The sequence below is a fragment of the Streptomyces sp. JLBG701 genome (genome assembly GCF_058544905.1).
In genome coordinates this window covers 5657587-5673794 of record NZ_CM178588.1, presented here as the reverse complement: position 1 = coordinate 5673794, position 16208 = coordinate 5657587, and the positions used below count along the sequence as shown (strand labels likewise).

General features: G+C 68.6%; 21 protein-coding genes, 1 tRNA gene and 1 pseudogene. 14 read left to right on the top strand and 9 right to left on the bottom strand.

The features are described from left to right. Positions 1 to 64: 64 nt before the first annotated feature. Positions 65 to 457, bottom strand: a complete 393-nt coding sequence (locus AC5DRG_RS26195; protein ID WP_491801875.1) for a hypothetical protein — start codon at positions 455 to 457, stop codon at positions 65 to 67. Between the two features lie 180 nt (positions 458 to 637). Between AC5DRG_RS26195 and AC5DRG_RS26190 the strand changes: the two genes are divergently transcribed. The 5 genes and pseudogenes from AC5DRG_RS26190 to AC5DRG_RS26170 all read left to right on the top strand — a co-directional run bounded on the left by AC5DRG_RS26190 (position 638) and on the right by AC5DRG_RS26170 (position 3242). After that, positions 638 to 904 carry a hypothetical protein gene (locus AC5DRG_RS26190; RefSeq protein WP_491801874.1) on the top strand — a complete coding sequence of 89 codons (267 nt, stop codon included), beginning with the start codon at positions 638 to 640 and terminating at the stop codon, positions 902 to 904. Positions 905 to 1305: 401 nt separating this feature from the next. Beyond that, positions 1306 to 1378 (top strand) — tRNA-Arg (locus tag AC5DRG_RS26185). Positions 1379 to 1651: 273 nt separating this feature from the next. Beyond that, on the top strand, positions 1652 to 1876 hold the full coding sequence (locus AC5DRG_RS26180; RefSeq protein WP_491801873.1) for a hypothetical protein: 225 nt from the start codon (positions 1652 to 1654) through the stop codon (positions 1874 to 1876). 94 nt (positions 1877 to 1970) lie between these two features. Next, positions 1971 to 2117, top strand: a pseudogene (locus AC5DRG_RS26175) (ATP-binding protein); the annotation flags it as partial. Between the two features lie 462 nt (positions 2118 to 2579). Beyond that, the gene (locus AC5DRG_RS26170) at positions 2580 to 3242 is read left to right on the top strand and encodes a Type 1 glutamine amidotransferase-like domain-containing protein (RefSeq protein ID WP_491801872.1); all 663 of its coding nucleotides are present in this window, start codon (positions 2580 to 2582) and stop codon (positions 3240 to 3242) included. 92 nt (positions 3243 to 3334) lie between these two features. Here AC5DRG_RS26170 and AC5DRG_RS26165 read toward each other — a convergent pair whose 3' ends face one another. The 4 genes from AC5DRG_RS26165 to AC5DRG_RS26150 all read right to left on the bottom strand — a co-directional run bounded on the left by AC5DRG_RS26165 (position 3335) and on the right by AC5DRG_RS26150 (position 4904). Further along, positions 3335 to 3706 (bottom strand): hypothetical protein, encoded by a 372-nt coding sequence (locus tag AC5DRG_RS26165; RefSeq protein ID WP_491801871.1) that lies wholly within the window; start codon positions 3704 to 3706, stop codon positions 3335 to 3337. A gap of 87 nt (positions 3707 to 3793) precedes the next feature. Then, positions 3794 to 4018 (bottom strand): hypothetical protein, encoded by a 225-nt coding sequence (locus AC5DRG_RS26160; RefSeq protein ID WP_491801870.1) that lies wholly within the window; start codon positions 4016 to 4018, stop codon positions 3794 to 3796. A 30-nt stretch (positions 4019 to 4048) separates the two neighbouring features. Continuing rightward, a complete protein-coding gene (locus AC5DRG_RS26155; protein ID WP_491801869.1) occupies positions 4049 to 4267 on the bottom strand; it encodes a DUF8825 domain-containing protein in 219 nt (72 codons plus the stop codon). A gap of 112 nt (positions 4268 to 4379) precedes the next feature. Next, on the bottom strand, positions 4380 to 4904 hold the full coding sequence (locus AC5DRG_RS26150) for a GtrA domain-containing protein (RefSeq protein ID WP_491801867.1): 525 nt from the start codon (positions 4902 to 4904) through the stop codon (positions 4380 to 4382). 354 nt (positions 4905 to 5258) lie between these two features. Between AC5DRG_RS26150 and AC5DRG_RS26145 the strand changes: the two genes are divergently transcribed. After that, positions 5259 to 5480 carry a CarD family transcriptional regulator gene (locus tag AC5DRG_RS26145; protein WP_491801866.1) on the top strand — a complete coding sequence of 74 codons (222 nt, stop codon included), beginning with the start codon at positions 5259 to 5261 and terminating at the stop codon, positions 5478 to 5480. A 284-nt stretch (positions 5481 to 5764) separates the two neighbouring features. Here AC5DRG_RS26145 and AC5DRG_RS26140 read toward each other — a convergent pair whose 3' ends face one another. From AC5DRG_RS26140 to AC5DRG_RS26130, 3 genes are all read right to left on the bottom strand, one after another. Further along, complete coding sequence (locus AC5DRG_RS26140; RefSeq protein WP_491801865.1) at positions 5765 to 7408, bottom strand: serine/threonine-protein kinase; 1644 nt, start codon at positions 7406 to 7408, stop codon at positions 5765 to 5767. Positions 7409 to 7638: 230 nt separating this feature from the next. Further along, positions 7639 to 7845: a hypothetical protein gene (locus AC5DRG_RS26135; protein ID WP_491801864.1), complete on the bottom strand. Its 207-nt coding sequence runs from the start codon at positions 7843 to 7845 to the stop codon at positions 7639 to 7641. Positions 7846 to 7961: 116 nt separating this feature from the next. Then, positions 7962 to 8576 carry a TetR/AcrR family transcriptional regulator gene (locus AC5DRG_RS26130; RefSeq protein WP_491801863.1) on the bottom strand — a complete coding sequence of 205 codons (615 nt, stop codon included), beginning with the start codon at positions 8574 to 8576 and terminating at the stop codon, positions 7962 to 7964. A 121-nt stretch (positions 8577 to 8697) separates the two neighbouring features. On the opposite strand from AC5DRG_RS26130, the gene AC5DRG_RS26125 reads away from it, so the two are divergent. The 3 genes from AC5DRG_RS26125 to AC5DRG_RS26115 all read left to right on the top strand — a co-directional run bounded on the left by AC5DRG_RS26125 (position 8698) and on the right by AC5DRG_RS26115 (position 10774). Continuing rightward, the gene (locus AC5DRG_RS26125; RefSeq protein WP_491801862.1) at positions 8698 to 9429 is read left to right on the top strand and encodes an SDR family NAD(P)-dependent oxidoreductase; all 732 of its coding nucleotides are present in this window, start codon (positions 8698 to 8700) and stop codon (positions 9427 to 9429) included. A 91-nt stretch (positions 9430 to 9520) separates the two neighbouring features. Beyond that, complete coding sequence (locus AC5DRG_RS26120) at positions 9521 to 9784, top strand: hypothetical protein (RefSeq protein ID WP_491801861.1); 264 nt, start codon at positions 9521 to 9523, stop codon at positions 9782 to 9784. 33 nt (positions 9785 to 9817) lie between these two features. Continuing rightward, positions 9818 to 10774, top strand: coding sequence for a BRO-N domain-containing protein (locus tag AC5DRG_RS26115; protein ID WP_491801860.1), 957 nt, complete (start codon positions 9818 to 9820; stop codon positions 10772 to 10774). A gap of 138 nt (positions 10775 to 10912) precedes the next feature. On the opposite strand, the gene AC5DRG_RS26110 is transcribed toward AC5DRG_RS26115, so the two are convergent. After that, positions 10913 to 11434 (bottom strand): MarR family winged helix-turn-helix transcriptional regulator, encoded by a 522-nt coding sequence (locus AC5DRG_RS26110; RefSeq protein WP_491813160.1) that lies wholly within the window; start codon positions 11432 to 11434, stop codon positions 10913 to 10915. Between AC5DRG_RS26110 and AC5DRG_RS26105 the strand changes: the two genes are divergently transcribed. From AC5DRG_RS26105 to AC5DRG_RS26085, 5 genes are all read left to right on the top strand, one after another. After that, entirely contained in the window at positions 11376 to 11774 is a 399-nt protein-coding gene (locus AC5DRG_RS26105; RefSeq protein ID WP_491801859.1) for an HGxxPAAW family protein, read from the top strand. The two genes, AC5DRG_RS26110 and AC5DRG_RS26105, sit on opposite strands and share 59 nt — an antisense overlap. A 99-nt stretch (positions 11775 to 11873) precedes the next feature. Continuing rightward, the gene (locus tag AC5DRG_RS26100; RefSeq protein ID WP_491801857.1) at positions 11874 to 12770 is read left to right on the top strand and encodes a DUF2797 domain-containing protein; all 897 of its coding nucleotides are present in this window, start codon (positions 11874 to 11876) and stop codon (positions 12768 to 12770) included. Between the two features lie 12 nt (positions 12771 to 12782). Beyond that, entirely contained in the window at positions 12783 to 13658 is an 876-nt protein-coding gene (locus AC5DRG_RS26095) for an amidohydrolase family protein (protein ID WP_491801856.1), read from the top strand. Positions 13659 to 13832: 174 nt separating this feature from the next. Then, on the top strand, positions 13833 to 14573 hold the full coding sequence (locus AC5DRG_RS26090; protein ID WP_360939225.1) for a response regulator transcription factor: 741 nt from the start codon (positions 13833 to 13835) through the stop codon (positions 14571 to 14573). Further along, positions 14570 to 16207, top strand: a complete 1638-nt coding sequence (locus tag AC5DRG_RS26085; RefSeq protein ID WP_491801855.1) for a sensor histidine kinase — start codon at positions 14570 to 14572, stop codon at positions 16205 to 16207. Before AC5DRG_RS26090 ends, AC5DRG_RS26085 begins: the two co-directional genes overlap by 4 nt. Position 16208 lies beyond the last annotated feature (1 nt).

Here is a 16208-nt window from a genome sequence, read left to right as displayed (position 1 = left end):
ACCCAACTCCGTTACCCGGCGGTAAAATTCGCGCTTCGGGCGCGCGGACCGGGTGGCGGGTGGACTAGGCGGCGGCCGTGAAGGCGGCGATGCGGGCGGCGGCGGCCGCGTACTCCGGCTTGCGGGGCTTGTACGAGGCGACGAGCGTGCACACCTGGCTGAGGCTGTAGTGGCCGACCGTGTGGGTGCGGTGGGCGCGGCCGCCGTGGACGGTGCGGCGGGTGCGGGCGGTGGCGGCGGGGGTGACGCCGAGGCGCTTCGCCACGGTGCGCAAGCCGTTGGCGCAGCCGGCCGCGGTGTCGCGGTCGACGCCGGAGGCGATCGCCACGGTGGCCAGCGAGCGGGGGCGGCGGCGGCACGAGGCGGCGAGGCGGTTGGCCGCAGTACGGCGGCGGAGCTCGGTGCGCAGGACGCGACGGGTCGTACGGCGCTCGCGGCGGATGGAAGGATGCGTCATAGCGGGTCTCCCGGTGTAGTCGGGTGGATTCCGTCAGGCCCCCGACCGGGCTCTCACACACCGGTCGGGGGCCGTTCCGTTTCCGGACTGGCTAACCTTGCAACTACACGGTATCCGGAAACCTTGTAGATGCACAAGCCTCGTGCGAAGATTCCGTGCAACTACAAGAGAGGGAGCGCAGTGAGCGAGGAGCAGGCGAACGAGCCACCCCGGCACACCAGGACTCGACCCGTCCGAGTGCCGGGCCCTCTGTGGGACGCGTACGGCCGGATCTGTGAACGGCTCAGCACGGACCGCACGAACGACCTGCTCGACCACATGCGCGCACGCGTCCGCGAGCACGGCGACGACCAGGATCGCGCCGACCTCGCCAAGGCGGAGGAGGAGTTGGCGGAGCGCCGCGCGCGAAAGGGTGGCCGCCCGAAGAAGGCCGGCGGCACGGGCTGACTCCGTTGGCACGCTGATGGCACCAAGAGGCCAGTACGCGTTCCGATGAGGTCCAACCCCATCGGATGGCACTTCTGGTGTGACCTGCGGCGGATCGTCTCGGGCGATCGAGGCCCGTCACCGTCATACGACAGGCAACACACTGCTAATGCGGTTTGGGACTTCAATCCCATCGAGGGTTCAAATCCCTCCGCCTCCGCGCCAGATCACGAAGCCCCGGTCCGTACGGCCGGGGCTTCGCTGTTTCCCGACACTGTCCCGGGACTGCCCCACAGGCCGTTTCCGCAGCTCACAAGGGGTACGGCTAACGGATTTCACATGGCGACGGCAGTCATGTAATGTTCTTCCTGTCGCCGCGAGCGGCCCGGAAGGGCAAGGAACGGCAAGAAAACAGAAGACAAGCACTCGTAGCTTAACGGATAGAGCATCTGACTACGGATCAGAAGGTTGCAGGTTCGAATCCTGCCGAGTGCACAGTAGACCAGAGGCCCCGTGGAGTGATCCACGGGGCCTCTGGCTTTTGCCTTGACGGCGGTGTCTGACGGCAACCACTTCAAGTGGATTCGAGGGTGTCCAGTGGTCCTGGCGCGGTGGCCCTGACTCGCCGGGCCGGACCCTCGCTAGGATCCCGGGGCGGGTCGGGTCCAGGCGCTCATGGCGCCGCTGGTGGCGGTCACAGCCGTGGTTGTCTTCTCGGCCTTCCGCGATGCCTCGCTGCCTGTGTTGATCATTTCGCTGGTGCTCTCCGTGGCAGTCGCATCCTGGGGCACCGTGCGAGGGCTGCGCACCATGGCCCGCCGGATGTTCAGCATCGTGGAGCCGTACGGGCAGTGCCGCATGGTGGCCGACGATCGCGGTGCGGTCAGTACCGGTGAGCGGGCGTCCTTCACCGTGGACTGGACTGTGTTCCGGGAGTATCTGGAGACGCCCGCGCTCTTCGTGCTCCTGGACCGGAACCTGAAGCGGCTCTAGACGACTAGCGGGACACGAGCCGCACCGGCTCATCGTCCGGGCCGTGGCCCTCACCGAAGGAGCGGATGTCCTGCCATTTGGGGTGTACGAGTTCGGGAAGGCATGCGGCGGCTTCCACCTGGCCCTTTCGGTGTCCGCCCAGGTGATCGCGCATCGGGTCGTCGTTCACGACAGCGACGGCGGCCATACGGTCACCGCGGAACTCTTCACCGATGCCCGCCCGGGAGGTCTCCCGTGCTGATGGACAAGCCGCAGCGGGGCTACTGGTGCGGGTGCTGGCGTGGGCCTGGCTGTACGAGGGCCGCATCTCGACGCGAGCAACGCCCTCCTGCACGCCGAACCCTGCACGGTCTCGGTCACCCACGCCAACACCCGCATCACCTGGACGACGATCCGCCCCGTACTCTTCCTCCCGTTCGCACACCGCCAAGGCGACGAACTTCCAGCCTGCGCATACGACTTCGAGCCCCACGCGTCCGATGCCCAGGTTCAGGTTCGGTTGAGCTTTGACGGATTCCCGTCAGGTGACGATTGACGTCTGGCCTGGACGTTGTGGCTGACCGTCCTGTCAGGTGGAGCAGTCGAGCCCGGCGACCTGAGGGACCTGGGAGACCTCTGATGAGGTTGCCGAACTGCGATGAGTTCCGGCACGGTCCCAGGTCTTCAGGTACGTCCACCTTCCGCGCGCGAATTTGGAGGCACCTTGAAGCTCTTGCTCACGTCAGGCGGCGTCACGAACCCGAGCATCCACTCGGCGCTCGTGGAGCTTCTCGGCAAGCCGGTCGCCGAGTGCCACGCGCTCTGCGTCCCGACAGCACAGTGGGGTCACCCGATGTGCGGTCCGGCATCGGTGCGGGGCTTCGTGGCCGCCGAGCCCACGTGGCAGCACCTGTCCGGCCTGGGCTGGGCGTCGCTCGGTGTCCTTGAGCTCACCGCACTGCCCACCATCGGTGCCGAGCGATACGTCCCCTGGATCCGGGAGGCCGACGTGCTCCTGGTCGACGGCGGCGACGCGACCTATCTGTGCCACTGGATGCGGCAGTCCGGGCTGGCCGATCTGCTGCCTTCGCTGCCCGACACGGTCTGGGTGGGAGTGAGCGCCGGAAGCATGGTGATGACACCCCGGATCGGGGCGTACTTCGTCGAGTGGCCGTCCGCGCCGGACGACCGCACCCTGGGAGTCGTCGACTTCTCGATCTTCCCGCACCTGGACGCTTTCCCGCACAACACCCTGGCTGACGCAGAGCGGTGGGCCGCCGACATCGGCGTCCCGGCCTACGCCATCGACGAACAAACCGCCATCAAGGTCGTCGACGGCTCCGTCGAGGTGGTCTCCGAAGGGCAATGGGCGAAATTCGGGTCATAGCCGCCCGCCATTCGTGACGTCGCGTCGCTCCGCGGGACCCCATAGTGCGCCGCGACCTCGGTGACCGGGGACCCGCGGCCACCCGACCAGGGTTATCGGGCGCCGGTATCCGCCTTGTGCAGCATCTGGGCCAGCAGCAAGGCGCCTCCGGTCGCTGCGCCTACCGCTCCCACGGCCAGGAAGCTGCGAGAGGAACGCCAGGACAGCACCGACCACCTTGACTGCGCGGAGAACAACGACCCTGTACTCAGCCACGACCCGGTTGAGATCAGCGACAGTGAGGAACCGATCGAGCCGACCGACAGGGCACTTCCGATCGAGCCGATCGACAAGGCCGAACCGACGGACCCCACGGACAGCACCGATCCAACCGAGCCGATCGACAGCACGGAGTCCTGTGACCACAACGACAGCACCGAACCAGAAGGGGTGCGACGGGACGACCGTACGGGCAGCTTTGTCATGAGGTCAGTTTGCCCGTTGGCCGTTCTGTCGTGTGAGGTTGTGGACGGATGGCGCGGGTCTTGGTCTGAGGAAATTTGGGCACGGCGTCAGCTGCCTGTCTCCGGGCCCCAGCGTTCCGGCCCCACTCCGCGCCAGTCGATCCACGGCGCCCCCGCGAGGTCGGCAGGGTCGATCTCCAGGCCGGCTCGGCGGAGGAACTCGGCGATGTCGGCCATGTTGTGGGCCAGGCCGAGGATCTCGCCGTCCACGCGCACGCGCCGGCCACCTTTGGGAGACGGCGGATGCACGATCACGTGAATCGGTCCGGACACGCTTTCGGGGTCATCCGGTGATGGCGGCACTCAGCTCACGTCCCTTTCCGGCCGCCCCAGGTCGCGCAGTTCCCACCACTCCGCGGCGCTTGGCCGTCGTTGCCGCCAGTAGGGGTGGAAGAAGAGCTGAGCGGACAGCCGGTACAGATGGCGGCGCAACTCGGTGCGGCCGGGCTGCTCGGCAAGCCGTCGGTAGGTGGCGCTCCACTCCTGCTGCGCCTGGGCGAGGTCGGCGGGAAACGGTCGCATGCCCAAATTCAAGCACGTGTTCGATTTATGGGTCCATCGGGGAGGAGGAACCCGTCTGCTCATGGACCTGTCAGCCTTTGCGTGGCGCTCAGCGCGCCGCCCGGAGGAACGGTCAGGCGGCGCGGCAGAGCGCCGCCGGGTCGGCCGGTGCCGTGGCACGGGCCGCGGTCGCGTGCCCGGGGCCGGCGGTGTGACCGGTGGCTGCGACCCGCGAGCGGTTCCGCGCGAAGACGACGATGCGTAGCACCGCGAACCGCGCGACACCGGCGAGTGCGGAGGCGAACAGGTAGACGACCTGCTCAAGTACCGCGCTGGGAGCCGCCACGAGTTGCTGCAGGGCAAGCATCGCCACGCAGGTCACCGCGTACGCCGCCGCCGCGGACCCGGCGGACTGCACATGTTGGCGCCGGGTCGCGCGCCCGCCCGCGCCGAAGGTGAAGCGGGCGTGCAACTCGGTGGCGAGGAGGGTGGAAGCTGCGGTGATCAGGGCGTTGGCCAGGCTCCAGGGAATCCAGGCGGCGAGGGCGGCCACGGCGAAGCTGGAGGCGAGTCCCACTCCGCCGCCGCAGAGAACGAAGCGGGCGAAGGCGGTGAAGGTGCCAGGTGCCGTCTGCTGCTGCTTCTGTGCTGTCTTCATGGTTCGCCCCCTTTGATCGCTCACTCCGCGAACGAGCATTTCTCGACCTGTGAGGCCTTCGACCCGTCGTTTCTCATGACGGAAACGCTACGTTGCGTTCACTGGTCAGGCAACAAGCTTGTTGCGTTCGATGGGTGTAACTGCAGGTCGCACTGGATAAATCGTTGCAATGGGTTGCGGGTAACGCAACAAGCGGGCCTTATTTGTTGCAATGGGTTGGGAGTGAACGCTATTCAGGAGTCACCGAGACGAGACGGGACCAGCAGGCGGCGTTCAGATGTCGGCACGCCCGGTGACGAAGAGCGGACGCAAACGGTCTCGGCGAGCGGCGCGCGCGGGCCCATACTGGGGGCAATGACAAAGCCAGCTGCACCGAAGCGCTATTTGCCCACCAGCCCCTTCAAGGCCCCGGCCACGCCGTCTCCCAAGGAGTTCGCCGTGGGGGACAAGGTCACACACGACATGTACGGCCTCGGCCGCGTGATCGGCATCGAGGATGGAATCGCGGTGCTCGTGGACTTCGGTTCGGGGCAACAGCGGATCCTGAGTCCGTACACCAAGATGAGCAAGCTGTAGGGAGACCTCTAATCGACCTGACCTCGCTGTTCTCCGCTCCGGAGGGGGCGCCCCGTGGTGTCACCGCGGCATCGCCTCCTCCGGCGACGAACCCCTTCCAGGCCCCGGATTCCGGGGAGAACGAGACTTTCCTGCCCGACGATGTGCAAGCATCCCACCCGGGTACGGGGACGGCTCAGCGCAAGGCGGGGTAGCTCTGGAAGCCACAACGCTCGACGTCGATCGCGTCGTGACGGGCTGGCCGGCACAAGTCCGCTCGGGATGACGTCCCGGCACGAGCCCGCCTAGGTCGCCCGCCAGACCGTCATGTCCACGCTTACGAAGCCGAGCTTCGGCACCGCTGTCGACTTCACCTGGATCACCAGCAGGGCGATGTCGCCGGAGGAGCGCTTGACGCAGATGTTGCTGCCGGCCGCCGCCACGGTCAGCGTGAGGCGGTGGCTTTTGACGGAGCCGAGGTCGAGGCGGCACGAATCGAGGGTGGTGAAGCCTGGATCGGCGTTCGACAGAGCGAGCACGCTTGTGTCGCTGTCCAGTGCGCAGCCGGCGTCCTTGCAGTCGAAGCGGATGTCCCCCTTGCGGTCCTCGCGCCAGGCCGGCTTCTCGAAGGACAGCGAGTGCGTCGCGTCCAGCCACAGTCCGGTGGAGACGATGGTCTGCGGCGACTCGGGCGCGGTCGAGGAGGGGCTCGCTGTATTCGGTGTCCGGCCGCTGGTTCCGGAGCCCGACGCGGAGCCCGGCGTAGAAGCCGATGAGGACGCCGACGAGCGTGCGGAGGCCGTTGCATCGTGCGTCGACGAGGTGGTCGTATCCCGGTGGCTGAGTCGGTTCGCTGTTGCCTTGACCGTCCATGCCAAGCCCGTCAGGAACAGCAAACTCGCCGTCACGGCAGCGACCGTGATCAGCGCGGTGCGTCCTCTCCGGTGGGTCCGTGAGCCGTCCGGCCCTGTTGGTTCCGCCGGCCCTACCGGCTGTGCCGACCTGGGCAGCAGCCGCGTATGCACGGCGGTCGGGCTGGGATCGGGGGCCGGCGGTGGGACCGTCAGCTCCGGGCCCGTGACCTCCCGCCAGACGGCCGGGCCCGCGCCCGCGTCGGCGTCCGGGCCCAGTTGCCGTCGGCTCCACTCGACGATCTCCGTCGGGGTGGCCCGTTCCTGCGGGTCGGCGGCGAGGCAGCGGGCGATCAGTGGACGGAGTTGTTCGGGGAGGCGGGACAGGTCGGGTTTCGAGTGAACGATCCGGTAGAGCACGTTGACCGAGGGGCCGTCCCCGTACAGCGGTTCGCCCAGTGCCGCGAACGCCGCTGTCTGGCCGAGTGCGAAGACGTCGGTCGCCACCGTGAGTTCACCCGCGGTCGCCTGCTCGGGAGCCATGAACTGGGGCGTGCCGACGGCTGAACCCGCGGTGGTGTGCGAGGTGACGCCGGAGGCCAGCGAGATGCCGAAGTCGATCACTCGGGGTCCGTCGGAGGCGAGCAGGACGTTCGACGGTTTCAGGTCCCGGTGCACGATTCCCGCGCCATGAATGGCCTGGAGCGCCTCGGCCACGCCCGCCATCAGCCACAGCACCGCCTGCAGCGGCAGTGGTCCGCTCCGGGCGACGGCCTCCGCCAGGGAGGGGCCGGGCACGTACAGCGTGGCCAGCCATGGTGGTACGCCGTCCGCGTCGGCGTCGATCAGTTCGGCGGTGTACGCGCCTCGGACCCGCCGGGCCGCCGTTATCTCCCGGCGGAAACGCCGCCGGAAGGCCGGGGCGTCGGCCAGTTCCGGCCGTACGACCTTGATCGCCACCGGTCGGCCGCCCTGCGTGTGCGACAGATAGACCCGGCCCATGCCTCCCGCGCCGAGCCGGGCGGCGAGGCGGTAGCCGGCCACCATGGGCGGATCCTCTGCCTGCAGTGGCTGGAACACCTCGGTCGTGTCGCCCACCGGTCCTCGCCCCCCGATCCCCTGATCCCCGGTCCCTCATCGCACCATCCCCTGGTCTGACGAGTTGACCAACGGCAGCAGCCTAAAGGGTGTCCTGGGGCCACTGATCGGAGCTGGGGCACAAGGTCCGAAACCCTGTGGCGTCCTCAAGCGCACACAGGTGAGAGGCCCCAGTTGTCATTTCTGGGGGCCTCTCGCGTCGGGGTCACAGCGGCAGTTGAGGTACGAGTTCAAGCCGCGACCCCGGCCAGGTTGTGGAAGGCCTGGATGGTGCGGGGGTGGGCGATCTCGTCCAGGAGATGGCGCCACTCGGGATCGGCGACGGTGGGGTGTGCGAGGTCCCAGGCGGTGAGCAGCGGGGCGAGTTCGCTCTCGTGGGGGAGGTCGGCCGGGGCGTTCGTCGTGGTGCTTGTCAGGGAGGGCAGCAGCGACTTCATGGGAGTTTCCTTCCGGATGAGGAGCGTCGACCAGGGGGATCCGTTGACTTCAACGATGCCGTCGCCCGCCCGCCGGAACCATGGAGTGCTCCACCCAGTCCATGGTGGAGGTGGCCTCACCCCGAGGGGGGCGGCACCGGCACCGTGACGGGGTGGGCCGCGTCCGCTCGTAGGCCGTCCAGGAAGAACCTCAGGCAGCGCCGCCAGGCGTCCGGTGCCGAGTCCATCGACTCCCTGATCACCTGCGACATCGCCCAGATGAGGGTGGCCAGGTCCTGAGGCTCGAAGTCGGGGCGCAGGCGGCCGCTTTCACGGGCTCGCCCGATGATCTGCTGCACGTGCTGGAGACCGCGGTGGCAGGCCTCGTCCACGGCTGGGGTCAGCGGGAAACGCCGGGCCAGCGCGTCGTTGAGGCCGAGGTCCTGCGCCTGAAGGGCGACGAGTTCCTCGACGAAGCCGGTGAACCCGTTCCACGGGTCCGGGTCGGCCAGCGCCGCCTCGGCGATCCGGTCCAGGGCGGCCAGCCGCTCCGGGAAGATCGCGTCGACGAACGCCTGCCGCGTGGGGAAGTGGTTGTAGAGCGTCCCGATGCTGACGCCGGCCCGGCGGGCGATCTCCTCCAGGGGGGCGTCCAGGCCGCGTTCGCCGAACACCTGGGCCGCGGTGGCCAGCAGTTTGTCCCGGTTGCGTGCGGCGTCGGCCCGCAGGGGCCGCCTGGTTCCGGCTGTCATGGGCTCCATCGTACGGAACCTGAGGCCGCCCTCAGGTTCATGCTACGGTCGGACGGAAACTTGAGGGAACCCTCAAGTTAATCGGACCTGTTGGTTCGGACCCGACTCGAAGGGCACTGTCATGTCCTCACCGGAACGCAAGATCGCCGTCGTCATCGGGGTCGGCCCCGGCCTCGGCATGTCCATCGCGCACCGTTTCGGCCGCGAGGGCTACACCGTGGCCCTCGCCTCGCGCAGTGACACCCGGCACGCCGGATACCTCTCGGCCCTGACCGACGCGGGCATCGAAGCCGACGCCTTCGTGGCCGACGTACGCGACGGTGAACGGATCCTGGACGTGCTCGACACCGTCACCGAGCGGTACGGGAGGATCGACCTCGTCTACTACGGGCCGGGCGCCGCCGACCAGGACGCTTGGCCGAAGCCGATCACCGAGACCGATTCCGCGAGCGTTCGGGATGCGATGAGCTGGGTGTACCCGGCCGTCGACGTGGTCGCCAAGGTGCTGCCCGGCATGATCGAGCGGGGCAGCGGCGGGCTGCTGTTCGCCGGCGGTCTCAGCGCCGTCGTGCCGATGCCCGCCCTCGGGGGCCTCGCCGTCTCCTCGGCGGCACTGCGCAACTACGCCCTGACCCTCAACGCGGCTGTCGCCGAGCGGGGAATCTACGCCGGAAGCCTGATCATCGGCGGGCTCGTCGAGCGCGGTGACATCTATGAGTTGGTGAAGTCGCAGCCGGAGCGGTTCGGTGACGTGGGCGCCAACTCCCTTGATCCGGACGACATCGCCGATACCGCTTGGGGGCTGTACGCCCAACGTGACCGGCCCGAGGCGACGTTCAGCGCCTTCGGCTGAGGCTGCTCAGGCGGTACGGAAGACGCGTACTTGTGCCTGCTGGGTGCGACACGCATCGTGGTGCTGTGCCGTCGACTTGAGGAGCGATCGCATGCCGCAGAATCCGGAGTTGCACATCTGGCTCCAGCCCCTCAACGGGGAAGCCCTGGCCGTGAAGAGCAGCGACTTCGAAACCTTGGAATCGGCGGTTGCCGGGTTGAACGAGGCCCTTGAACAGGGGCTTACCGTGCGCTTCGAGCTGACCGGTCCTGACGATGCCGAGACTGGTTTCGCCCTCGTCAACTTCGCCCACATCGTGGCCGTCAAGGTGTGGCCGGAGCTGGTGAAGGGTGTCGACGACGGGCAGTACCTCTGATCCCGGCTCGACCGAGATCAACAGTGATGCTCGATGTACGAGCAGAACACGTCGGCGCAGGAGTCGGCAGTGCAGGACCGGGGTGACCGGGACGCGATTGAGATCAGTGACTTCGTGTACGCGGCGACAGGTGCTCGGTTGAGGAGACTCACCATGCCGGACGGGACGCACTGGTTTCCGGCCGTGGATGTGTGCAAGCACCTGGGCTATGCGAACACGCGGCAGGCCTTGCAGATGCACGTCGCGGCAGACTGTCAGAAGACTCTGAGTGAGATTGCAGGAGGCGTCTGTACGGCAGACACCTTGCGCAAACTTGCAGCTCAAAGGCTGCAGAAGTCGATGAGGATGGTGAACCTCCGAGGGCTCATCCAACTTGTCAACGGCTGCACCAAGCCTGAGTGCGCACCTTTCAAGGAGTGGGTCTGCGAAGTCATCGCGACCATCCAGCGCACCGGTTCCTACACCCTCGAACCAGCCCCCGTGCAGCCTTCCCCCACCGGCGGCACGGCCTACGTCATGCCTCAGCAGGTCGTCGACGCCATCGTGCGGCTTGAGGAGCGGAACATCCGGGCCGACGACGCGATCGCTGTCCGGGAGGCGGAGCGCAACGTGCTGCTCGGTGAGTTCAGGGAAGGGCAAGCCGCGATGGCTGCGGCCCTGCACCGGATCGCCGACTCGGTGGACCGGCTGGCCGAGCGCATCAGGCCCGGTTCCCGGGCAGTTGCCGATCCGACGATGACGGCCCAGGAACTCCTCGCCACCTGGCAGGCGAAGAACCTCGTCGTCACCGCGGACGTCCACGCCGTGGCGGCGTATCTCGCGCCGGCGCTGGTGCGGGGTGCGGCCCAGCACCGGCTGGAGGAGATCGCCGGCCGTACGGGTCTGTCCCTTGAGCGAGTTCACGACTCCGTGCGCATGCTGCTCAAGCGGGGATGCATGAAGCAGAGCGGGTGCGCAGCGGACGGGGCGCCTGTGTACGTGCTGTCGTAGCGGGGCCACCCGGGGGAAGCGAAGGGCCCGAAGTCGCAAGATGAAGTTGCGGCTTCGGGCTCTTCCTACGTTAGCCGAGGAGCGCGAGGCATTCGGCCTACGGTGGCATCTGTCTGCCCGTACTGGTGACCCCGTCGATCAGGGGCGCGATTTCGGCTTCGCCTCGGTCTCCGCTTCGTTGGCGTTCAGTACGTCGATGTACTCATGCGCCATCGCCGTAGCGCGGGTGAACCAGTCGGTGAGGACCGCGATTTCGGCGGGGGTGTAGTCGGCGAACAGGGTCGCGAGGCGGGCGTAGTGGGGCGCGTAGAGGGCCTCGGCGCGGGCGATCGCTTCCGGTTCCGCGGCGACGCGTACGCGGCGGCGGTCCGTGGGGTCGGGGCGGCGGGTGATGTAGCGCGCGCGTTCCAGGCGGTTGAGGATGCCGGTCACCGCGCCTGTCGTGACGTGGGCGCGTTCTGCGAGGTCGCCGGCCGTGAGCAGGTTCTCGCCGGCCTCCAGGACGTAGGCGAAGCAGGTGAGGTCGGTGACGTTCAGGCCGAGGCGCTGGGCCATCTGGTGCTGGCCGAGCAGGTGGGTATCTGTCCGAGGGGGCAGGTACTTGAGCGCACATCTGTATGACGAGGGGCACACGGTCGCGGGATGGACCGGATTCGCGATCGCGGTCGTCGGGTCCACCGTGGTGGGGGTCGGGGTCTGTACGGTCTCGGCCCTCCTCATGGCCGGCGGGCTCGCGATCGTGCTGGTCAGCGTCTTTGTCACCTGGAGGCTTCATCTCGGGGGGTGGGGCAAGCCGCCGGGAGTGCGGCCTCGGGAGCAGTGGGGATGGCGGGTGCGGGATCTGAGCGCGCGCGACGGACATGCCGGGTGTGTCGGGTGCCGGTTGGCGGGGCGGGGGCGTCGTACGGGCGTCGGGAGTGGGGTCGGGAGTGGGGTCGAGGTCCGGGGGGCCGTGCCGGTTGCCGCCGGCGAGCCTGAGCCCGCCGCGGCCGTCGAGTAGCCGTCGAGTAGCCGTCGAGTAGCCGTCGAGGGGCTGATCGCCGCCGCCCATCCCCGGCTCGCCGTCCATTGTCAGTGCCAGGCTCTAGTCTCGGCAGAGATGGGACAGGCGTGGAAGTGCACGGGTCTGCGGTGGTCGGCGGACGGGCCCGTGCTGGCGTGGGACGGTGGGCGGCGCAGTGCGCTGGCCTGGGGAAAGCGGGTGGCCTTCGCGGTCGCGGAAGGGGGAGTGCGGACATGCGTGGGTGCGCGGGGGCATCCCTGTCCGGTGCGGGCGGGCGTGTCGGGGCGGAGTACGGGGGCGCGGTGCGAGGAGTGTGCGCGGCTGGACCGGGCGCACTCCGTGGCCGCCGACACGATCGCGGACGATCCGCGGCCGTATCACGTATATCTGGCGTGGTTCGGGCCCGGCATGGTCAAGGTCGGGATCACCGCCGAAGAGCGGGGCTCCGCGCGGCTGCTTGAGCAAGGGGCTGTCTGCTTCAGCTGGTTGGGGCTCGGGCCGCTGATGGCCGCACGGCGTGCGGAGGAGTTGCTGCGGGCCGCGCTCCGGGTACCCGATCGGATTCCGTACGTCGACAAGCGGGCGGTGCGGGCCGCGTTGCCCGGGACCGAGGCCGAGCGGGCGGTCGAGGTGGCGGAGTTGCACGCGCGGGCGGTGGCGCTGCCCGGCTGGCCCGAGTCGCTCCGGCGTGAGCCGTGCCAAGTCGTCGATCACATGGGGGTGTTCGGGCTCACGGGGGTCGCGGCCGCTGTCGGGGATGTGCGGGAGCTGGTCGCCGGCGGGGTGGTGAGCGGGGAGTTGGTGGCGGCGGCCGGGCCCGATCTGCATCTCGCGACCGTGCGCGGGGTCGTCGTGCTCGACACGCGGTTGATGACCGGGTGGGAGCTGGTTCCCGTCCCCGAGACCGGCTCAGCGGAGGCCGACGGATTCAGCTTGCCTGTGCGGGAGTTCAGGGACGCTAGTGAGATGGGGGTTCAGGGCGGGTTGTTCTGAGAGGGCAGGCAGATGACCGATGAAGCGGCTGAGGTACGCGGGTTCTGGGAGCGGCTAGGGCTGCCCGGACTCGTCGACGTGCACACGCACTTCATGCCGGAGCGCGTGCTGCACAAGGTGTGGGAGTACTTCGACGCGGTCGGCCCGCTCACCGGCCTCGACTGGCCCATCACGTATCGGAACGAGGAGCATGAACGGGTAGCGGCGCTCAGGGAGTTCGGGGTGCGTGCCTTCACGGCCATGCTCTATCCGCACAAGGCGGGCATGGCCCAGTGGCTCAACGGGTGGGCCGTCGACTTCGCGCGTCGGGTGCCCGACTGTCTGCACACCTCGACCTTCTTTCCCGAGCCGGGAGCCGACGGTTACGTCAGGGAGGCGGTCGAGGCGGGGGCGCGGGTCTTCAAGGCGCACGTTCAGGTGGGGGCGTACGACCCCGCGGACGAGCTGCTCGATCCCGTCTGGGGGCTGCTCGCCGAGGCCGGTGTCCCGGTGGTGGTCCACTGCGGCTCCGGGCCAGCGCCCGGCAAGCACACCGGGCCCGAGCCGATCGGGCGGGTGCTCGCCAGGCATCCCCGGTTGCGGCTGGTGGTCGCGCACATGGGGATGCCGGAGTACGAGGATTTCCTCGCGCTGGCCGAGCGGTACGGGGAGGTGCGGCTGGACACGACGATGGCGTTCACCGACTTCAGCGAGCGGTTCTCGCCGTTCCCGCGGCAGGCACTGCCCCGGCTGGCCGACCTCGGCGACCGGATTCTGCTCGGCAGCGACTTCCCGAACATCCCGTATCCGTTCGTCCACCAGCTGCATGCGCTGGAGCGGCTCGGGCTGGGAGATGACTGGCTGCGGGCTGTGTGTCACGACAACGGGGCGCGGCTGTTCGGGGCGTGAGGCGGGGGCCCAGGGGGCAGAGGATCCCGGGGGCCCGGGGGCTCCCATAAGTCCGGGGGGTTACAAGATCCTCAACGGTTCCCAGGCATTGCCTGAGAGGCGCCTGTGCGTTTCTCAGGAAAATCACAGGAAGAGGCAAGGTTGCTCTCAGCGGGCCCCGACAAGGTGTCCGCTATGACCACGACCTCGCCCCAGGGGCGCACCGAACTGCTGAGGCCGGACGGGAGCCCCGTCCGAGTGCTTGTGGTGGACGACGAGCTGTCGATCACCGAGCTGCTGTCCATGGCTCTTCGCTATGAAGGCTGGCAGATCCGTAGCGCGGGTGACGGACAGGGTGCGGTGCAGACCGCACGCGAGTTCCGGCCCGACGCCGTCGTTCTCGACATGATGCTGCCGGACATGGACGGCCTGACCGTCCTGGGGCGGCTGCGCCGCGAGCTGCCCGACGTGCCCGTTCTCTTCCTGACGGCCAAGGACGCCGTCGAGGACCGGATCGCCGGGCTCACCGCCGGTGGCGACGACTACGTCACCAAGCCCTTCAGCCTCGAAGAGGTCGTCGCTCGGCTGCGCGGGCTCATCCGGCGCTCCGGTGCCGCCGACCGGCGCTCCGACTCCGTGCTCGTGGTCGGCGACCTGACGCTGGACGAGGACAGCCACGAGGTCTCGCGGGCCGGGGAGGGCATCCACCTCACCGCGACCGAGTTTGAGCTGTTGCGCTTCCTGATGCGTAACCCTCGTCGTGTACTCAGCAAAGCGCAGATACTCGACCGCGTGTGGTCCTACGACTTCGGCGGCCAGGCCAACGTCGTCGAGCTCTACATCTCCTACCTGCGCCGCAAGATCGACGCCGGTCGTGAGCCGATGATCCACACCCGGCGTGGCGCCGGCTACCTGATCAAGCCCGCGGCCTCATGAGCGGGCGACGACGGCCGCGTGCGCAGAAGCGAGCAGGTAAGCCGCGTACTCTGCGGACCCGGCTCGTCGTCGCGTCGCTAGTCCTTATTGCGGTGGTTTGCGCGGTCATCGGGGCCGTGACGACCCTCGCGCTGCGTACTCATCTGTACGACCAGCTCGACGGGCAGCTGCGCGAGGTCTCGGCGCGTGCGGCCGGTGGGTTCGGGCGGCCGCCCGGCCAGGACACCGACAGCACCGACAGCGCCGTACCCAAAGACAAGGAGAAGGGGCAGGCGGTCAACCTCGCCACGTTCGTCACCGAGGGCCCGCAGCCGAGCGGCACGATCGCGGCGTCGGTCAAGAACGGCTCCGTCACCGCCGGCAAGGTCGGAACGAAGACCAAAGACGACGACGGCGTCCCTCAGATGAACGACACAACGCTCAACGAGGCCCAGCTGGCCGCCATCGGCGCCGTCTCCCAGGACGGGAAGGCGCACACCATCGACATCCCGGGCCTCGGCGAATACCGCGTCCAGTACACGGGCGCGAACGGTGTCAACGGCACCTACTACGTCGCCATCCCCACCACGGACGTCAACAGCACTCTCAACACCCTCATCGTCATCGAAGCCAGCGTCACCGCCGCAGGCCTCGTCGCCGCCGGTATCGCCGGCACGGTGATCGTCGGCGTCGCCACCCGCCCCCTGCGCCGCGTCGCCGCCACCGCGACCCGGGTCTCCGAGCTCCCCCTCCACACGGGCGAGGTCACCCTCAACGAGCGGGTGCCCGAGTCCGAGACCGACCCGCACACCGAGGTCGGCCAGGTCGGTGCCGCGCTCAACCGGATGCTCGACCATGTGCACGGCGCGCTGCACGCACGCCAGCAGAGCGAGATGCGGGTACGGCAGTTCGTCGCGGACGCCAGCCATGAGCTCCGTACGCCCTTGGCATCCATCCGTGGATACGCCGAGCTGACCAGACGTGGGCGTGAGCAGACCGGTCCCGACACCAAGCACGCCCTCGGGCGGATCGAGTCCGAGGCCGGGCGCATGACCCTGCTGGTCGAGGACCTACTCCTGCTTGCCCGTCTCGACGCCGGCAGACCCCTCCAGTTCGACCAGACCGACCTCATACCGCTCGTCGTGGACACCATCAGCGACTCGCGCGCGGCCGGAATGGATCACAACTGGCGGCTTGACCTGCCCGACGAACCGGCCCTCGTGTCGGCGGACGCGGCGCGGATCCAGCAGGTGCTGGTCAATCTGCTTGGCAACGCCCGCAAGCACACGCCACCCGGCACGACGATCACCGCCCGCGTGCAGCGGCGCGGGCCCTGGATGTGTGTGGACGTCGAGGACAACGGACAGGGCATCCCGCCGGATTTGCTGCCGCACGTCTTCGAACGGTTCGCGCGCGGCGACTCGGCGCGCTCCCGGGCCACCGGTTCGACCGGTCTTGGCCTCGCGATCGTGCAGGCCGTGGCGACCGCGCACGGCGGTGCCGTGACCGTGGACAGCATGCCCGGACGGACCGTCTTTACGGTGCATTTGCCGGCGCTTGCCCCGGCCGTGCCCCACCCGGCACCGGAAACAAACTGGCAATCGCACTCACAGGCACAGCACAGTGCCAGCACATGGGTGCAACAGCGCGCCTGAG

Excerpts from the sequence above, each read along its gene's own strand:
- AC5DRG_RS26195 (WP_491801875.1), bottom strand. The coding sequence starts at position 457 with ATGACGCATCCTTCCATCCGCCGCGAGCGCCGTACGACCCGTCGCGTC.
- AC5DRG_RS26165 (WP_491801871.1), bottom strand. The coding sequence starts at position 3,706 with ATGACAAAGCTGCCCGTACGGTCGTCCCGTCGCACCCCTTCTGGTTCG.
- AC5DRG_RS26155 (WP_491801869.1), bottom strand. The coding sequence starts at position 4,267 with ATGCGACCGTTTCCCGCCGACCTCGCCCAGGCGCAGCAGGAGTGGAGC.
- AC5DRG_RS26150 (WP_491801867.1), bottom strand. The coding sequence starts at position 4,904 with ATGAAGACAGCACAGAAGCAGCAGCAGACGGCACCTGGCACCTTCACC.
- AC5DRG_RS26145 (WP_491801866.1), top strand. The coding sequence starts at position 5,259 with ATGACAAAGCCAGCTGCACCGAAGCGCTATTTGCCCACCAGCCCCTTC.
- AC5DRG_RS26135 (WP_491801864.1), bottom strand. The coding sequence starts at position 7,845 with ATGAAGTCGCTGCTGCCCTCCCTGACAAGCACCACGACGAACGCCCCG.
- AC5DRG_RS26130 (WP_491801863.1), bottom strand. The coding sequence starts at position 8,576 with ATGACAGCCGGAACCAGGCGGCCCCTGCGGGCCGACGCCGCACGCAAC.
- AC5DRG_RS26125 (WP_491801862.1), top strand. The coding sequence starts at position 8,698 with ATGTCCTCACCGGAACGCAAGATCGCCGTCGTCATCGGGGTCGGCCCC.
- AC5DRG_RS26120 (WP_491801861.1), top strand. The coding sequence starts at position 9,521 with ATGCCGCAGAATCCGGAGTTGCACATCTGGCTCCAGCCCCTCAACGGG.
- AC5DRG_RS26115 (WP_491801860.1), top strand. The coding sequence starts at position 9,818 with ATGTACGAGCAGAACACGTCGGCGCAGGAGTCGGCAGTGCAGGACCGG.
- AC5DRG_RS26100 (WP_491801857.1), top strand. The coding sequence starts at position 11,874 with ATGGGACAGGCGTGGAAGTGCACGGGTCTGCGGTGGTCGGCGGACGGG.
- AC5DRG_RS26095 (WP_491801856.1), top strand. The coding sequence starts at position 12,783 with ATGACCGATGAAGCGGCTGAGGTACGCGGGTTCTGGGAGCGGCTAGGG.
- AC5DRG_RS26090 (WP_360939225.1), top strand. The coding sequence starts at position 13,833 with ATGACCACGACCTCGCCCCAGGGGCGCACCGAACTGCTGAGGCCGGAC.
- AC5DRG_RS26085 (WP_491801855.1), top strand. The coding sequence starts at position 14,570 with ATGAGCGGGCGACGACGGCCGCGTGCGCAGAAGCGAGCAGGTAAGCCG.